Here is a 12,960-nt window from a genome sequence, read left to right on the forward strand (position 1 = left end):
GCAAGACATCATGCGGCCTTCGACGCCTGATCGCCGAACTTCCCGAGCAGCGCGCTGACGTCCGACGCCGGACGCGCGGCGCTGAACAGGAAGCCCTGCACCTCGGTGCAGCCTTCGTCGCGCAGCCGGTCGAGCTGATCCATCGTCTCGACGCCTTCGGCTGTCGTCGAAATGTTGAGGCTGCGTCCAAGACTTGAGATCGCGCGCACGATGGCCGCGCAGTCCGGCCGTTCCGCAAGGTCGCGCACAAACGAGCGATCGATCTTGATCTTGTCGAACGGAAAGCTGCGCAGGTAGCTCAGGCTGGAATAGCCCGTTCCGAAATCGTCCATCGAGATGCGCACGCCGAAATCGCGCAACTGATGCAGAGTCGCGAGATTGGCCTCGCTGTCCGCGAGGAAGATCGACTCGGTGATTTCCAGCTCCAACCGCAGCGGTGACAGACCGGACTGCGCCAGCGCCGAGAACACCACCTGGGTCAGCCCGCGGCTGCGGAATTGCGCCGGCGACAGATTGACGGCTACCTTGATGTCCGACGGCCACTTGGCCGCCTGCAGGCAGGCCTCGCGCAACACCCATTCGCCGAGCGGAACGATCAGGCCGATGTCCTCGGCCACCGGAACGAAATCGGCGGGCGAGATCATGCCCTTCACGGGATGTTGCCAGCGCAGCAGCGCCTCGAAGGCCACGATCCGGTCCTGCGCCAGATCGATCAGCGGCTGATAGTGCAGTTCGAACTCGCCATTCGCCAGCGCGCGGCGCAGATCGATCTCCATGTCGCGGCGTCGCTGCGCATGGCGATCCATTTCCTTCTCGAAGAAATGATGCACGCCGCCGCCTTCCGACTTGGCGCGGTACAGCGCCATGTCGGCATTGCGCAGCAACTCTTCGCCGGTATCGCCATCGCCGGGAGAGATCGCGATGCCGATGCTGGCGCCGATGACGACCTCCAGGCCGTCGATCATGTAAGGCGCGCTCAAAGTTTCGATGACGCGGATGGCATGATCGCTGATCTCGTTCGGTGACGCATCGGTTCCGAGTATCATCGCGAACTCGTCGCCGCCGAGTCTGGCGACCAGACTGTCCGCACGCGGGTTCGCCGCGAGCCGCTCGGCTACCAGCGTCAGCAGCCTGTCGCCGGTCGGATGACCGAAGGAATCGTTGACGTTCTTGAAAAGGTCGAGATCGATGCAAAGCACCGCGACGCTCTTGTTGACGAGACGGCTGCGCTCGAGATCCTGCCGCAGCCGCTCCTGAAACATCACGCGATTGGCGAGGTTCGTCAGCGCATCATGATGCGCCATATAGGCGATCCGCGCCTCCGCCTTGCGCCGTTCGGTGATGTCGACGGCCGACACCAGAAAGCTGTCGCGCCCGTTGAACGGCACGCGGCGGCCGAATGTCAGCACTTCGATCTCGCTGCCGTCGGCTTTCAGATGCCGCCAGTTGCGGCCCGACTGATAGACGTCCCCTACCTGACCCAGCGCGCGGCTGTGTTCGTCCCACTCGTCCTGAGGCCAGATATCCTGCAACTGCATGGTCAGGAAACTCGCGCGATCGTAGCCGTAGTGGCTGACCGCAGCGTCGTTCACCCCGAGAAAATTCTTCGTCGCGATATCGAACACCCACATCGGCATCGGATTGCCTTCGAACAGCAACCGGAACGACTGTTCGCGCCGTTTGAGATCGGTCACATCGGTCAGCGACAGCGAGAGCAGATCGCCGACCGGGGCTGCGCTGATCTTCAGCGTGCTGGCGTCATCGCTGACTTCGAACTGTTCGCTGACCCCGTGAGTGACAACGGCGCAGAGCCGCTCGAAAACCTGTTGCGAGCATAGCGCGTGCGCGCCCGCGCCCAGCCGGCGCCAGCGCAATTCATCCGGCGGCAGCCGAAGCAGGCGCGCGGTACCCTGATTGAGATGCACGATCTGGAAGTCGGCGGGCTGGCCGTCCACGCCGCGAATGGTCGCCAGCGACAGGATGCCGTCGTCGGCGCCGGCGAAGATCGCGTCGAGCAGATTGTACTGAAGGCCGCGCCGATTGACATAGACGCTGGTCATGGTGCCACCCCAGCGCGAGGCGACCGGCAGCGCGAAAACATCGTAAATCTGGACCAGCCCGTCGCGGACGCAATGGGCTGTGGCCAGATGCGGCTCGCCGCTCCGCCGCGCGTTCGCGACCGCTTCGCTCAGGACCAGTGCGCAATCGGGCGGAAACGCATCGAGCGCCGTATCCCAGATTCCGGTCTCCAGCCATTGCTCGACATAGCGGCCAGCCCGAGAAACCTTGAACTGGGCACCCTCGTCCTTGATGAGCATGACGTGATCGGCCAGACGGCCAAGACTGCCCAGCATGACGTCTTCAAAGAACGGCAAATCTTTTCCGGGCTTGAGAGCCGCCTGCCATTTTCGGCGCAAAACCGAAACGTCACTGAACAATTCTGGATTGGACTTCTTCGATTTAGCGACGGCCACCACAACGCACCCCACACCATCGACACGGCGTTCTGTCGTGTCAGCGGGCGGTATCCAATGCTTGCGCACTTAAGGCCGCGTAAACGTTGCGCGCGGATCGGAACAATGCGGGATTTGTGAAAGTTCTAAGTCGCGCGATGGTTAGTGCGCGTTAGAAACCATGACATATTTGATACAAGAAAATGACAACGCGCTTACCGCGCGATCACTTCGACTTCGCCATCGACGCCGTTGCTGACGTTGAAGGGACGCTCGAACACCTTGCCTTCGTTTTTCGCGATCACGCGGTATTCGCCTTCCTGGAGAGTGACCTTCGGAAACGCGCCGTTGTATTCCTTGATGACGTCGCCGGCGGGCGTGATGACGGACCACGCGGTATTGGCCAGTGCCTCGCCGCCCTTGTCGCTGACCAGCTTGAGCGTGATGACGGCTGCGCGGTGGGTGCAAATCACATCGGTCAGCTTGCCGGCCTGCACGCGAATGTCCGAGCGCACCACGGAGTTCGCGTCACCGTAATTCGAGATGATGTAATATGTGCCTTCGGGCACCAGTAGCACATCACCCGCGGCGACGTTCTGCGCGAGCGGCGCGCGCTCTCCGATTTCAAACTGGCTGCCTTTGTAGATGGAGAAGGTGATCTGCCCCTGCGGGATCTTGGTGGTGCCGACACGGCCTTCGATACGCAGACCGCCGGCTGGAAGATCGAACTGTTCGCGCAACGTCTCGTTGCGCAACGTGACGGGGCGCACGGCGGTCACAAGACCCAGGGCTGCGTGAACGACATACCCTCCGGGTGCGAGAACGATGTTCGGCGTCGCCGTGCGATCTTCACGGATCAGCTGAAACGCGCCGCTGGCGTCGGGCTTGTCGGAATAAACCCGCCACACCACGCCACTGTTGACGGCGGGCAGATCCTTTCCGAACCGCGCGTTCAGCGCGAGAACACCCTGCGCCGGTGCCGGAGCGGGTTGCGGTGGCACCGCCGTGGTCACAGGAGGCTGGGTGAGCGTTGCCGGCAAGCCGGGCGCGGCAGCGGGACCGGATGGTGGCGCGAGGCTGATCGCCGGGCCGGACGGGGTCGGTAGAATAGGCACGTTGGCGGGAGGAATGGGCGCCGGCGCATCGCCCAGGAATTGGGCCGCGGCGGGATTCGGCACCAGTGCCATCAGCAGGCACAGGAGTGCCAGCAACCACAGCCATGCGCGACCGCGCAGAGCATCATGGTCAACGGCCCGCGCTTCACACACGGCTGTCCTGCGGCTGTGTCCGAGGGCGGTCATGGTGCTGGTTTTTCACCGAAAACGAGGCAAATTCAAGCCTGAGAACGCACTTGACCACGCCGCCGTGGCCGTCATTCGTGCAATAACGCCTTCTGCACCGCCATAGGCCGCGCTACAGTCATATTTCCTGACTACGCGGGACGCGTATCGGCGACACAATCACACTCATTTCGCGTTCTTATGACTGAATTGGCCGGGGATGGGCCGATTCGAGGGCTTCGGGAGACAAGCGGTGTTGGAAAGTTTGATGGGATTTCGCCAGAACGATGCTCAGGACAAAGCGGCGCTGGTGACAAAAAAGCCGACCATCGGGCTGGCACTGGGCGGCGGCGCGGCACGCGGTTTCGCTCACATCGGCATTCTGCGCACGCTTCTCGCCAACGGAATCGTTCCGGACATCATTGTTGGAACGTCGATCGGTGCCGTGGTCGGCGGCTCCTATGCCGCGGGACATCTCGACACGCTCGAGAGCTGGGCCAAGGGCCTCCTCCCGCGCAATATCTTCAGCTATCTCGACATCCGGCTCAACGGCTCCGGTCTGATCGGCGGCAGCAAGCTCGCGGCCCAGCTCGAGGCGTCGTTCGGCGGAACCTATATCGACGAGCTTCCGCTCAAGTTCGCCGCGGTCTCCACCGAAGTGAACACCGGGCACGAAATCTGGATCACCAACGGAAAGCTCGTCGACGCGGTGCGCGCGTCGTATGCCCTCCCCGGGATCTTCGAGCCGGTGCTGATCGGCGATCGCTGGCTGGTCGACGGCGCGCTCGTCAATCCGGTGCCGGTGTCGGCGGCGCGCGCACTCGGCGCGGAAATCGTCATCGCCTGCAACGTGTCGACCGATGTGTTCGGACACGGCACGCTCATCTCCGCGCACGGCAAGGCCGCCGGGGAGCAGGAGACTTCCGCTGAACCCGTGCAGGAAAAGCGCGGCTTCGGAAAATTCTTCTCGGCCGAAAAAACCGTGAAGCGTGAATTCTTCGGCAGCGCCGGACGTCCGGGAATCTCGACCGTGATGGTTGAGGCGTTCAACATCATGCAGGACCGCATCACGCGCTCGCGCCTCGCCGGCGATCCGCCGGACGTTCTGATTTCGCCGCGCGTCGGCAAGGTCGGCTGGTTCGACTTCCATCGCGCCGAGGAAATCATCAACCACGGCGCCCGCGCGGCCGAGCGCAACATCGAATCGATCCAGGAAGCGATCAGCCTGCTCAGCCCGACGGCAAACCAGACGCCGGGCACGGCGCAGCCGACACAGCCGTAACGGCGACAGCATGGATTTTCCTGGTCGCCCCGGCGAAGGCCGGGATCCATAACCATACGCCTTCGATGCAAGACGCGATGGTCGAAGTTCTTTTCAATTAAATCGGGGATGATAGGTCCAGGCCTTCGCCGGGACGACGCATCATTTGCACAGAGTATCAAGCGCTAGGCACTATGCCGTCTTGATGTAATCCTGCAGCGCTTCCTGTTCGCGCTCGTATTCAGCGACACGCCACTTCACAACGTCGCCGATTGAAATCAGGCCGGCGATCCGGTCGTTTTCGACGACAGGCAAATGCCGGAATTTTCCGGACGTCATGACTTCCATGATGGCGCCGACGGTGTCCGACTCCTTGCAAGTGATGACCTTCGACGTCATCACGCTGCGGACCGGCTCATCGAGAACGCTCGCGCCCCGCTCGCCCAGCACACGCACCACGTCGCGTTCCGAAAGAATGCCGTCGATTTTTTGGCCGCTCATCACCATGACGGCGCCGATGCGTCTCTCGGAGAGAATCTTGATCGCCGCCGAAAGCTTGGCGTCGGGCGAGACGCTGATCACCTGATGACCCTTGGTATCCAGAACAGCTCGAACCGTCATTGCAGCCTCCCGAAAATCCGACCGCGCAGTCCTGCCCTCAATATCGAGCGTGATGCGCCTCCAGTTTTAGTCTTGAGTCAAACAACGTAGCGTCTGATTGGTTTCGTGCACCTCGGCAATCTCTGGCACGATGATGGAGCAAATATGGGGTGCTCGCAAGACTGAGCATATTGCCGCAGGGCGGCTAGTCAGCCGGCGGCAGCGCGCCTGCATTATTGTCCTGCATGATGGCGCGCGGCACCGGATCGAACAGTGAGAACAGCACAAGCCCCGCAATAAAGCCGCCGATATGCGCCTGCCACGCAATGCTCTGCGCGGACGCGCCGATGGCGATCGCACCAAGGCCGGTGATGATGTTGAGGCCGAACCAGACCGCGAGAAATCCGAGCACGCTCGGATTCTGCAACGACCGCATCAGCGACAGCGCGGGAACGCGGGCCGCGGCTTCCGCATCGCCGCGCCGGAACGACAGAAAGCTCCCACGCTGGAAGGCGAAGCGGATGGCAGCCGCCATCGCGCCCGACACCGCGGCGGAAGCCCCGATCATCGGCGCGACTTCGTGCTGATGGGTGACGAGATGTGCGAACGCACCCGCAATCGCCGTGACGGCGAAGAACAGAAAGAATCGCGTGGTGCCGAACCGGCGCGCGACCGCGCTGCCGAACGGCAGCATCCACAACATGTTGAAGGCGATGTGGGTGATATCCGCATGGAGGAAAGCGTAGGTCAGGAAGGTCCAGATCTCGGCGCCGAACCCGCCGGGAAATTTGCCCGCCAGCACCGAGGCGTCATAACGCGCCGGCACGAACCCGAACATCCAGATCACTTCCTGATCGATGGCGAGCGGCAACAGGGCGCGCACGCCGTGAATGCCGGCCATGACGACCAGAAGCGCGGTCATGCCGAAGGGAATGGTCAGGATCGGTTCGCGAGGGGATTGGGGGGAGTCCAAGGGCGCACAATGTCCGAAACGAGCGAGGGTCGTTCCTGAGATAGGCGGCTTTGACGGTGCGGTGCAAGCGCAAGGGTCAGATGCGACAAAAGAAAAAGGGAGGGCTTGAAGGCCCTCCCCTTGGTCTCATCGGTCTTTGCGCGGGCTTTTCGAGTGAGAGCGCTGCTTCGCGCTCCGGGCATCCCCACCCCTCCCCGCACATGACCAGATTGTTTTCCGCCGCCTGTGTTCAACCTAAGAGTTCGTCGTACCACCGCCGATCCCTGGAGAAGACCGGCGACTTGGAGTGCTCAGACACTAGGTCAGATACGTCCATTCACAAAGCTCATGGTAAATTTAACGTTAACGACGCAAACCCGCCGTCCGGGCGCGTGAATCCCGCCTTCGGCATGGACGCTGCACCGTCAGTCCCGCACAACAAAGAAGGGCCGTGCAGCGCCTGGAAGCGGGACAAATCTGTCCCGTCACCGGCTTGCACGGGACGGAACCGAGCCATGAAGCATCAGGCAACCCGCGAGTTTTACGCTTATTGGGACGAGAAGCGCGCAGGCGCCGCCGCCCCCGAGCGCAGCGATCTGGAACCGGAGCAGGTCCGCCACCTGCTCGGTGACATCTTCGTCCTGTCCTACGATTCCGCGGCCGGTTACCCGTTCCGGGTGGCCGGAACCCGGATGTGCGCCCTGGTCGGCTCGGACCTCAAGGGACAAAGCTTTGTCAGCCTGTTCCGCGACGACGATCGCACGGAGATGCAGGACCTCATCGGAATTGTGGCCGAGGAAACGCTGGCCACCGTGTTCGGCATTACGGCGCTGAGGGCGGATGGATCGCGGGTCCATCTCGAACTCCTGCTCCTGCCCTTCAGCGCCCGCTCGCATACGCCGGTCAGCCTGACCGGACTGCTTGCCCCGCTCAATGCCATGGACAACTCGCAGACCTATGGCGGCCTGAAGGATTTCAGCCTGACGTCCTGGCGTCATTTGCGCGAGGACCGGCGGGGGCCGCGCGCCCTGCGGAAGTGGTCGCTCATCCGAGGCCTGACCGTCTATGAAGGGCTGCGTTGACACACCCCATTACGGCTAACAGATCATTAACCCTGACCGCCTTAAGGTTCATCCTTACCGAAAAACCGGTCGACCGGTGTTGGAAATGGCGTTGGCGCAAACACAATCGATTCGTCCATCCGCTCAGGAGCGGCGACGCTTTCAACGTGTGAAGGTTCATCTGCTCGGCCGCTACATGCTGGCCGACCGGCGTGAATTTCCATGTCAGGTTATCGATATGTCGCCCGGCGGCCTCGCCATGCTGGCGCCCGGGATCGGCAACGTCGGCGAACGCGTGGTCGCCTATCTCGATCACATCGGCCGCGTCGAAGGCAAGATCACCCGCCTGCTCGACAACGGCTTTGCCATGACAGTCGGCGCGACACCGCGCAAGCGCGACAAACTCGCGGCCCAGCTCACCTGGCTCGCCAACCGCCAGATCCTCAACCTTCCAGAAGATCGCCGCCACGACCGCATCGTGCCGCGCAATCCGATGTCGGTCCTCAAGTTCGACGACGGCCGCGCGATGCCGTGCCGGATCATGGACCTGTCGCTGTCCGGCGCGGCGCTGGCCGCCGAAATGAAGCCGCTGGTCGGCGAACCCGTGATGCTCGGCCGCGTGCAGGCCCGCGTCGTCCGCCACCTCGAAGAAGGCTTCGCAATCGAGTTTGTTCACGCGCAGCTTCCCGAGACCGTCGAAGACAACGTAAGCGCGCGGTAAAAAGCGGCGGTTACCAATTCCTGAGTTTTGAGACCGATCGAGGCGATACCCGCAACCCGGGTATCGCCTCGATGCGTTTGGCGGCCTCGCCCACCCTGACCGACGAGGCCTAAGGGCACGCGGAATCATAAGCGATATCAGCGACTTGGTGCGCGATAGATAAAATTTGAATCAAAAGCAGTTATTTCAAATTTTAATCTCATTTTACTCAAGTATAAATTGAATTAGCGCCAGCTTTTACTTGTACTTTCTTCAATTGTACTTCGACGACTTAGCCGCCGTGCAAATCCTTTGTGTGAAAAGTGGTCCCAACAAGAAACGGGGGCCACAATGTTTTCAATTCGTGGACGGGGAGTTGGTCTGGCGATTGTCGCCGGCCTGATGGGGTTTTCGGTTGCGGCACAGGCTGCGGGCGAGCGCGTGCTTTATGCCAGCCTGGGCGACACCACACGGTCGCCGATCGGCTGGATTGAATTCTGTTCTGACAATCCCGGCGATTGCCGGGGCGGCGCGACGCAGGCCCGCGACATCGTGATGACGCAGGCCGCGTGGAAGGATCTGCTGCGGGTCAATCGCTGGGTCAACGAGACCATCAAGCCGCTGACCGACATGGATCACTGGGGCGTGGTCGAGAAGTGGTCGTATCCGACCGACGGATATGGCGACTGCGAGGACTACGTCCTGCTCAAGCGCAAGATGCTGATCGACGCCGGATGGCCGCGCGAGGCGCTGCTGATCACGGTTGTGCGCGACAAGAAGGGCGAAGGCCACGCGGTGCTGACGGTGAAGTCCGACAAGGGCGAATTCATCCTCGACAACCAGAACGAGGAAGTCGTCGCCTGGACCGACACCGGCTACCGCTTCGTGAAGCGGCAGTCGCAGAGCGATCCGAACGCCTGGGTCTCGCTTGGAGATTCACATCCGGCGGTGTCCACCGCGAGTTCACGCTGAGATTTGGAGCACGACCGAAACGTCACGCTCAAAAATGAATACTTGAAGACATAGGAACCCACGGCCCGGTCTTATCCCCACCCCTCCCCGTCCCAGACCGGATCGTGCGCGGCCGAGCCTCCCCCAGGCTCGGCCGCAACTTTTGGGAAAGCGCTTCGTTGATCGCTATGCGTTTTCAAGAATGATCGACGTGACCTGCGCCGGATCGATGACCATCACGTCGTGACCGATGTCGAGTTCAAGCGTCTTCCACTTGCCGGAGTCCTTTGCCTTCGCAAGGTTCGCGTCGAATGTGGCGCTCTTGTAACCCTTGGCGCGCACATAGATCTTCTTCGCTATCCTGTCTCGCGCGCCCTTGAACACTGCCGCCTCGGTGTACGTCCCGACCGGCTGGGCCGTTGTCTTGCCGTCAACCCAGGCACGATCCTTTTCCAGAACGCCGAAAGCCGCCGCCGGCGGCGGCTTGATTCCGCTTTCGCCCTTTTCCATCGCGGTATTGATGGCGGCAACGAAAGCCGGAGACGATTTTTGCAAAAGCGTTTCGCCGTCTTCCGGCAGGAAAGCATCGAGGAAGACGATGGACGATATCCGGTCCGCGAGCCGCTCAGCCACGCCGCTGATGATGATGCCGCCGTAGGAATGACCGACCAGCACGACGTTGGACAAATCCTCGTACTGGATGACATTGGCGATGTCGGTGATGTGCGTCGTGAGATTGATGCTCTTGTTCAGCAGATGAGAGCGTTCGCCCAGTCCGGTCAGCGTCGGCGCAAACACCCGATGACCTTGTTTGACGAGGGCATCGGAAACCTGACGCCAGCACCATCCGCCATGCCATGCACCGTGAACCAGAACGAATGTTTTCGGCGCGGCCGTTTGCGCATCGGCTTTGGACACGCCGTTCACGGCTGCCAAAGCTCCAATGCCAGTTGCTACAATCTGCCGCCGCGTAACTCCAACCATGACGATCTCCCCGAATGTCTTTGATGTTGGCTCAAATGAGTTGAGCGACGATCTTCAAACACTATTTTCAAACGGCAAGAAAGCGCAATTTCGACTGATACATTTGCACATTGTATCATTCGGTTTGCTGTCAGAGTGCGCGTGACCGGACGCATGAGTGATGCCGTCCGTTCTTCTGCGTCACGACGGCGACTGCGTCAGCGGCAACAGCGCACGCAGTCGCGCGTCGCGCAGGTAAAGACCACCCCAGGTGAGAACGCCGAGAAGCAAACAGATGAGTTGCGGCGGCGATGCGAATTCACCGAGCCGGAAGTGGGCGCAGATTGCGCCGCCGAGAAAAGCCGTGGTCAGAATCGCGCCGAGAACGCTAGTGCGGGGTATCGCATAAAGAACGCCACATGCGAGCATGATGATGCCGAGCGGCGTTGCAAGACTTTGCGAAAAGCCGGTCGCATCCATCTCGGCTTTCAACAGATGCGGTGCAAACAGCTGCGTGCCGGCGTCGGCGAACAATGCCAGCACCACGAGGGCACTCATGACATAACCAATCCAGTTGGCTGCGGTCTTATGCGCCATAGTATCTCCTTTGGTCGGAATGATTTTTGAAGCTTCCGTGCGGTGACGGGCGAAAAACGCCCGTCAGCAAACATCCGTCCACGGACCGCAGCAGGTCATGGCCAGCGCGCGCTGTCGCGTCAATGCGCGATTGCTTGCAATTCAGCAGCTAAAAATTTCGCAGCAGACCTTGAAATGGAAACCGGTTTCCGGCGGCTCCACGGATTCGGATCACAGCTTGATGCGCTCACCCGATCTTCTTCAGGCCCTTCTTGAAGCGCTGGCCGTTGTGGACGTAGTGAGGCGCGCCATACGTCATGGCGGTGACCTGCTCGGGCGTCAGCGTGCGAATGACGCGCGCCGGGGCGCCGATCACCAGCGCACGGTCCTCGAACGTCTTGCCTTCGGTGATGACCGCGCCCGCGCCGACGATGCACCCCTTGCCGATGCGCGCGCCGTTCATGATGATCGCGCCCATGCCGATCAGCGCGCCATCCTCGATGGTACAGCCGTGCAGAATCACGTTGTGGCCGATGGTGCAGTTCTTGCCGATGGTCAGCGGAAAGCCCGGATCGGTGTGAAACGTGCAGTTGTCCTGCACGTTGGAGCCTTCGCCGATCTCGATCAGTTCGTTGTCGCCGCGCAGCACCGAACCGAACCACACGCTGGCGTTGGTCTTCAGGCGCACATTGCCGATCACCGTCGCGGTGTCGGCGATGAAGTATTGTCCATCGGCGGGAAGTTCGGGCGCGCGCCCGTCAAGTTCGTAGATCGCCATTCATTGTCTCCGTTTTGAAGACCATGCCATGGAAGAATGCAGTCTGGCGAGAGTGCGTGGACGCGGATCAGGCGATAACGCCGGTGCTTTCCAGCAGCATCAGGACGAACGTCCCCGACATCATGCTCCAGAAACCGGCGATGATCGTGGCCATCGCCACGAACTCCATCCGGCGTCCTTCGATCGAGCGCCCGCGCACGGTGTTGCGCATGATGATGAAGGGTGCGGCGAACACCAGGAACGGCACGGCTGCGAATGCCTTCGGCGCCGCCTTCTGCGTCAGCAGCCCGAAACCCGCCGGCCGTTGCACGAAGGCCTGAAAGCCGCTGGTCAGCGCGCCGGCGAGCGCAAATCCGATCAGAATAGCGAAGAAGGAATTCAGCGATTCAGGCGACATCGGACAGGGCTTTCAACACACGCGGAAACACATCGGCACAGACCGGCGCAGCCGGCCAGATCGTGCTTACGCATCGCAAAATGCCGTCGCGCCCGCCACTTTATCCTTAAAGAAAGGTTAATACCGGAACGCCGCTCAACGCTGGATGCATGGCTATGAACGCCCGCCAACGCGCGGAACTTCGGGGGAATCCGCCGGGCATGGCATATTGGCAGGTGATTCGACCGGGTTGCCGCCCGCTCCACCCGCAAGGCCCGTCATCTGCCCACAGCCCTTAAAGACTCATGGCTCTGACCTCTCCGACATCATCGCGCAGCAACGCCCGCCGCGGCCATCACGTGCCGCTTCTGGCCATGGCCGCGATCGGCGCCTGCGCCGTCGGCCTCGTGGCCTATCTGCTGTGGCCGACCTGGGAGGTCGAAAAGGTCGATGATCCGTCGCGCCTGCCGATCAGCATCGGCAACACGCTGTTCAACGTGCCGACCAAGGCGATCCGGGTGAAGGTGCAGAAGCGGACCGGTCCTCAGGAGCGCGTCGATCTCAACCTGCTCTACCCGTCGCTCGAGCCGCCCGAAGCGCCGCGCCATGTCAGCGCCGACACCGTCGAGGATAACCTTCCCGACATCGATCGCATCTTCGTGTCGATCACCGCGCATCACGATGCGCTGTCGCCGGACGACCGCACGCGGACGATCTATCCGCGTTACTTCGATCAGACTTCAGGGAGTCTGCAAGACGGACTGAGCACGCGCCCGTTCCGCGACAACACGCCCTATGCCAACGAAGATCTGGTGTATGCGGGAAGTCCGCAAATCATCGCGCGCTGTACGCGCGACGGCAAGACGCCCGGCATGTGCCTGAGCGAGCGCCGGATCGAGGGCGCGGATCTGACCTTCCGGTTTCCGCGCGCCTGGCTGGTGAAGTGGCGCGATGTCGCGAACGCGATGGATCAGATCGCCGTGCGGATGCGCACGCCGCGAGGCTGACC

Annotated in this window: 13 protein-coding genes; 5 read left to right on the plus strand and 8 right to left on the minus strand. The window is 61.7% G+C overall.

Translation table 11 applies throughout. The features are described from left to right. Positions 1-8: 8 nt before the first annotated feature. Together AC07UB_RS22435 and AC07UB_RS22440 are read right to left on the minus strand one after the other, a co-directional pair. Entirely contained in the window at positions 9-2,477 is a 2,469-nt protein-coding gene (locus AC07UB_RS22435) for a putative bifunctional diguanylate cyclase/phosphodiesterase (protein WP_492790050.1), read from the minus strand. 191 nt (positions 2,478-2,668) lie between these two features. Then, positions 2,669-3,640, minus strand: coding sequence for an RgsD C-terminal domain-containing protein (locus AC07UB_RS22440; protein ID WP_492792652.1), 972 nt, complete (start codon positions 3,638-3,640; stop codon positions 2,669-2,671). 346 nt (positions 3,641-3,986) lie between these two features. Between AC07UB_RS22440 and AC07UB_RS22445 the strand changes: the two genes are divergently transcribed. Then, entirely contained in the window at positions 3,987-5,015 is a 1,029-nt protein-coding gene (locus tag AC07UB_RS22445) for a patatin-like phospholipase family protein (protein ID WP_492790051.1), read from the plus strand. Positions 5,016-5,186: 171 nt separating this feature from the next. On the opposite strand, the gene AC07UB_RS22450 is transcribed toward AC07UB_RS22445, so the two are convergent. Together AC07UB_RS22450 and AC07UB_RS22455 are read right to left on the minus strand one after the other, a co-directional pair. Further along, positions 5,187-5,615 (minus strand): CBS domain-containing protein, encoded by a 429-nt coding sequence (locus AC07UB_RS22450; protein ID WP_492790052.1) that lies wholly within the window; start codon positions 5,613-5,615, stop codon positions 5,187-5,189. A gap of 184 nt (positions 5,616-5,799) precedes the next feature. Continuing rightward, positions 5,800-6,567 carry a rhomboid family intramembrane serine protease gene (locus tag AC07UB_RS22455; RefSeq protein ID WP_492790053.1) on the minus strand — a complete coding sequence of 256 codons (768 nt, stop codon included), beginning with the start codon at positions 6,565-6,567 and terminating at the stop codon, positions 5,800-5,802. A 494-nt stretch (positions 6,568-7,061) separates the two neighbouring features. On the opposite strand from AC07UB_RS22455, the gene AC07UB_RS22460 reads away from it, so the two are divergent. The 3 genes from AC07UB_RS22460 to AC07UB_RS22470 all read left to right on the plus strand — a co-directional run bounded on the left by AC07UB_RS22460 (position 7,062) and on the right by AC07UB_RS22470 (position 9,279). Next, positions 7,062-7,628 (plus strand): PAS domain-containing protein, encoded by a 567-nt coding sequence (locus AC07UB_RS22460; protein ID WP_492790054.1) that lies wholly within the window; start codon positions 7,062-7,064, stop codon positions 7,626-7,628. Between the two features lie 85 nt (positions 7,629-7,713). Continuing rightward, complete coding sequence (locus AC07UB_RS22465; RefSeq protein WP_492790055.1) at positions 7,714-8,328, plus strand: PilZ domain-containing protein; 615 nt, start codon at positions 7,714-7,716, stop codon at positions 8,326-8,328. Positions 8,329-8,658: 330 nt separating this feature from the next. Beyond that, positions 8,659-9,279: a transglutaminase-like cysteine peptidase gene (locus tag AC07UB_RS22470; RefSeq protein ID WP_494654965.1), complete on the plus strand. Its 621-nt coding sequence runs from the start codon at positions 8,659-8,661 to the stop codon at positions 9,277-9,279. 165 nt (positions 9,280-9,444) lie between these two features. Here the strand turns inward: AC07UB_RS22470 and AC07UB_RS22475 are convergent, their stop codons facing one another. The 4 genes from AC07UB_RS22475 to AC07UB_RS22490 form a co-directional block, all read right to left on the minus strand. Beyond that, complete coding sequence (locus AC07UB_RS22475) at positions 9,445-10,242, minus strand: alpha/beta fold hydrolase (protein WP_492790057.1); 798 nt, start codon at positions 10,240-10,242, stop codon at positions 9,445-9,447. A 180-nt stretch (positions 10,243-10,422) separates the two neighbouring features. Then, positions 10,423-10,818 (minus strand): DoxX family protein, encoded by a 396-nt coding sequence (locus AC07UB_RS22480; RefSeq protein WP_494654967.1) that lies wholly within the window; start codon positions 10,816-10,818, stop codon positions 10,423-10,425. Between the two features lie 226 nt (positions 10,819-11,044). Continuing rightward, positions 11,045-11,575 (minus strand): gamma carbonic anhydrase family protein, encoded by a 531-nt coding sequence (locus tag AC07UB_RS22485; protein WP_492790059.1) that lies wholly within the window; start codon positions 11,573-11,575, stop codon positions 11,045-11,047. Between the two features lie 67 nt (positions 11,576-11,642). Continuing rightward, positions 11,643-11,972, minus strand: coding sequence for a DUF6949 family protein (locus AC07UB_RS22490; RefSeq protein WP_494654969.1), 330 nt, complete (start codon positions 11,970-11,972; stop codon positions 11,643-11,645). Between the two features lie 284 nt (positions 11,973-12,256). On the opposite strand from AC07UB_RS22490, the gene AC07UB_RS22495 reads away from it, so the two are divergent. Continuing rightward, on the plus strand, positions 12,257-12,958 hold the full coding sequence (locus AC07UB_RS22495; RefSeq protein ID WP_494654971.1) for a hypothetical protein: 702 nt from the start codon (positions 12,257-12,259) through the stop codon (positions 12,956-12,958). The last annotated feature ends 2 nt before the right edge of the window (positions 12,959-12,960 follow it).

This window comes from Afipia sp. GW821-FHT04G03, assembly GCF_059419985.1.

What these genes read in the sequence shown, in the direction of transcription:
- AC07UB_RS22440 (WP_492792652.1), bottom strand. Translation starts at nt 3,640, where the DNA reads ATGGCACTGGTGCCGAATCCCGCCGCGGCCCAATTCCTGGGCGATGCG.
- AC07UB_RS22450 (WP_492790052.1), bottom strand. Translation starts at nt 5,615, where the DNA reads ATGACGGTTCGAGCTGTTCTGGATACCAAGGGTCATCAGGTGATCAGC.
- AC07UB_RS22460 (WP_492790054.1), top strand. Translation starts at nt 7,062, where the DNA reads ATGAAGCATCAGGCAACCCGCGAGTTTTACGCTTATTGGGACGAGAAG.
- AC07UB_RS22465 (WP_492790055.1), top strand. Translation starts at nt 7,714, where the DNA reads ATGGCGTTGGCGCAAACACAATCGATTCGTCCATCCGCTCAGGAGCGG.
- AC07UB_RS22470 (WP_494654965.1), top strand. Translation starts at nt 8,659, where the DNA reads ATGTTTTCAATTCGTGGACGGGGAGTTGGTCTGGCGATTGTCGCCGGC.
- AC07UB_RS22475 (WP_492790057.1), bottom strand. Translation starts at nt 10,242, where the DNA reads ATGGTTGGAGTTACGCGGCGGCAGATTGTAGCAACTGGCATTGGAGCT.
- AC07UB_RS22480 (WP_494654967.1), bottom strand. Translation starts at nt 10,818, where the DNA reads ATGGCGCATAAGACCGCAGCCAACTGGATTGGTTATGTCATGAGTGCC.
- AC07UB_RS22485 (WP_492790059.1), bottom strand. Translation starts at nt 11,575, where the DNA reads ATGGCGATCTACGAACTTGACGGGCGCGCGCCCGAACTTCCCGCCGAT.
- AC07UB_RS22490 (WP_494654969.1), bottom strand. Translation starts at nt 11,972, where the DNA reads ATGTCGCCTGAATCGCTGAATTCCTTCTTCGCTATTCTGATCGGATTT.
- AC07UB_RS22495 (WP_494654971.1), top strand. Translation starts at nt 12,257, where the DNA reads ATGGCTCTGACCTCTCCGACATCATCGCGCAGCAACGCCCGCCGCGGC.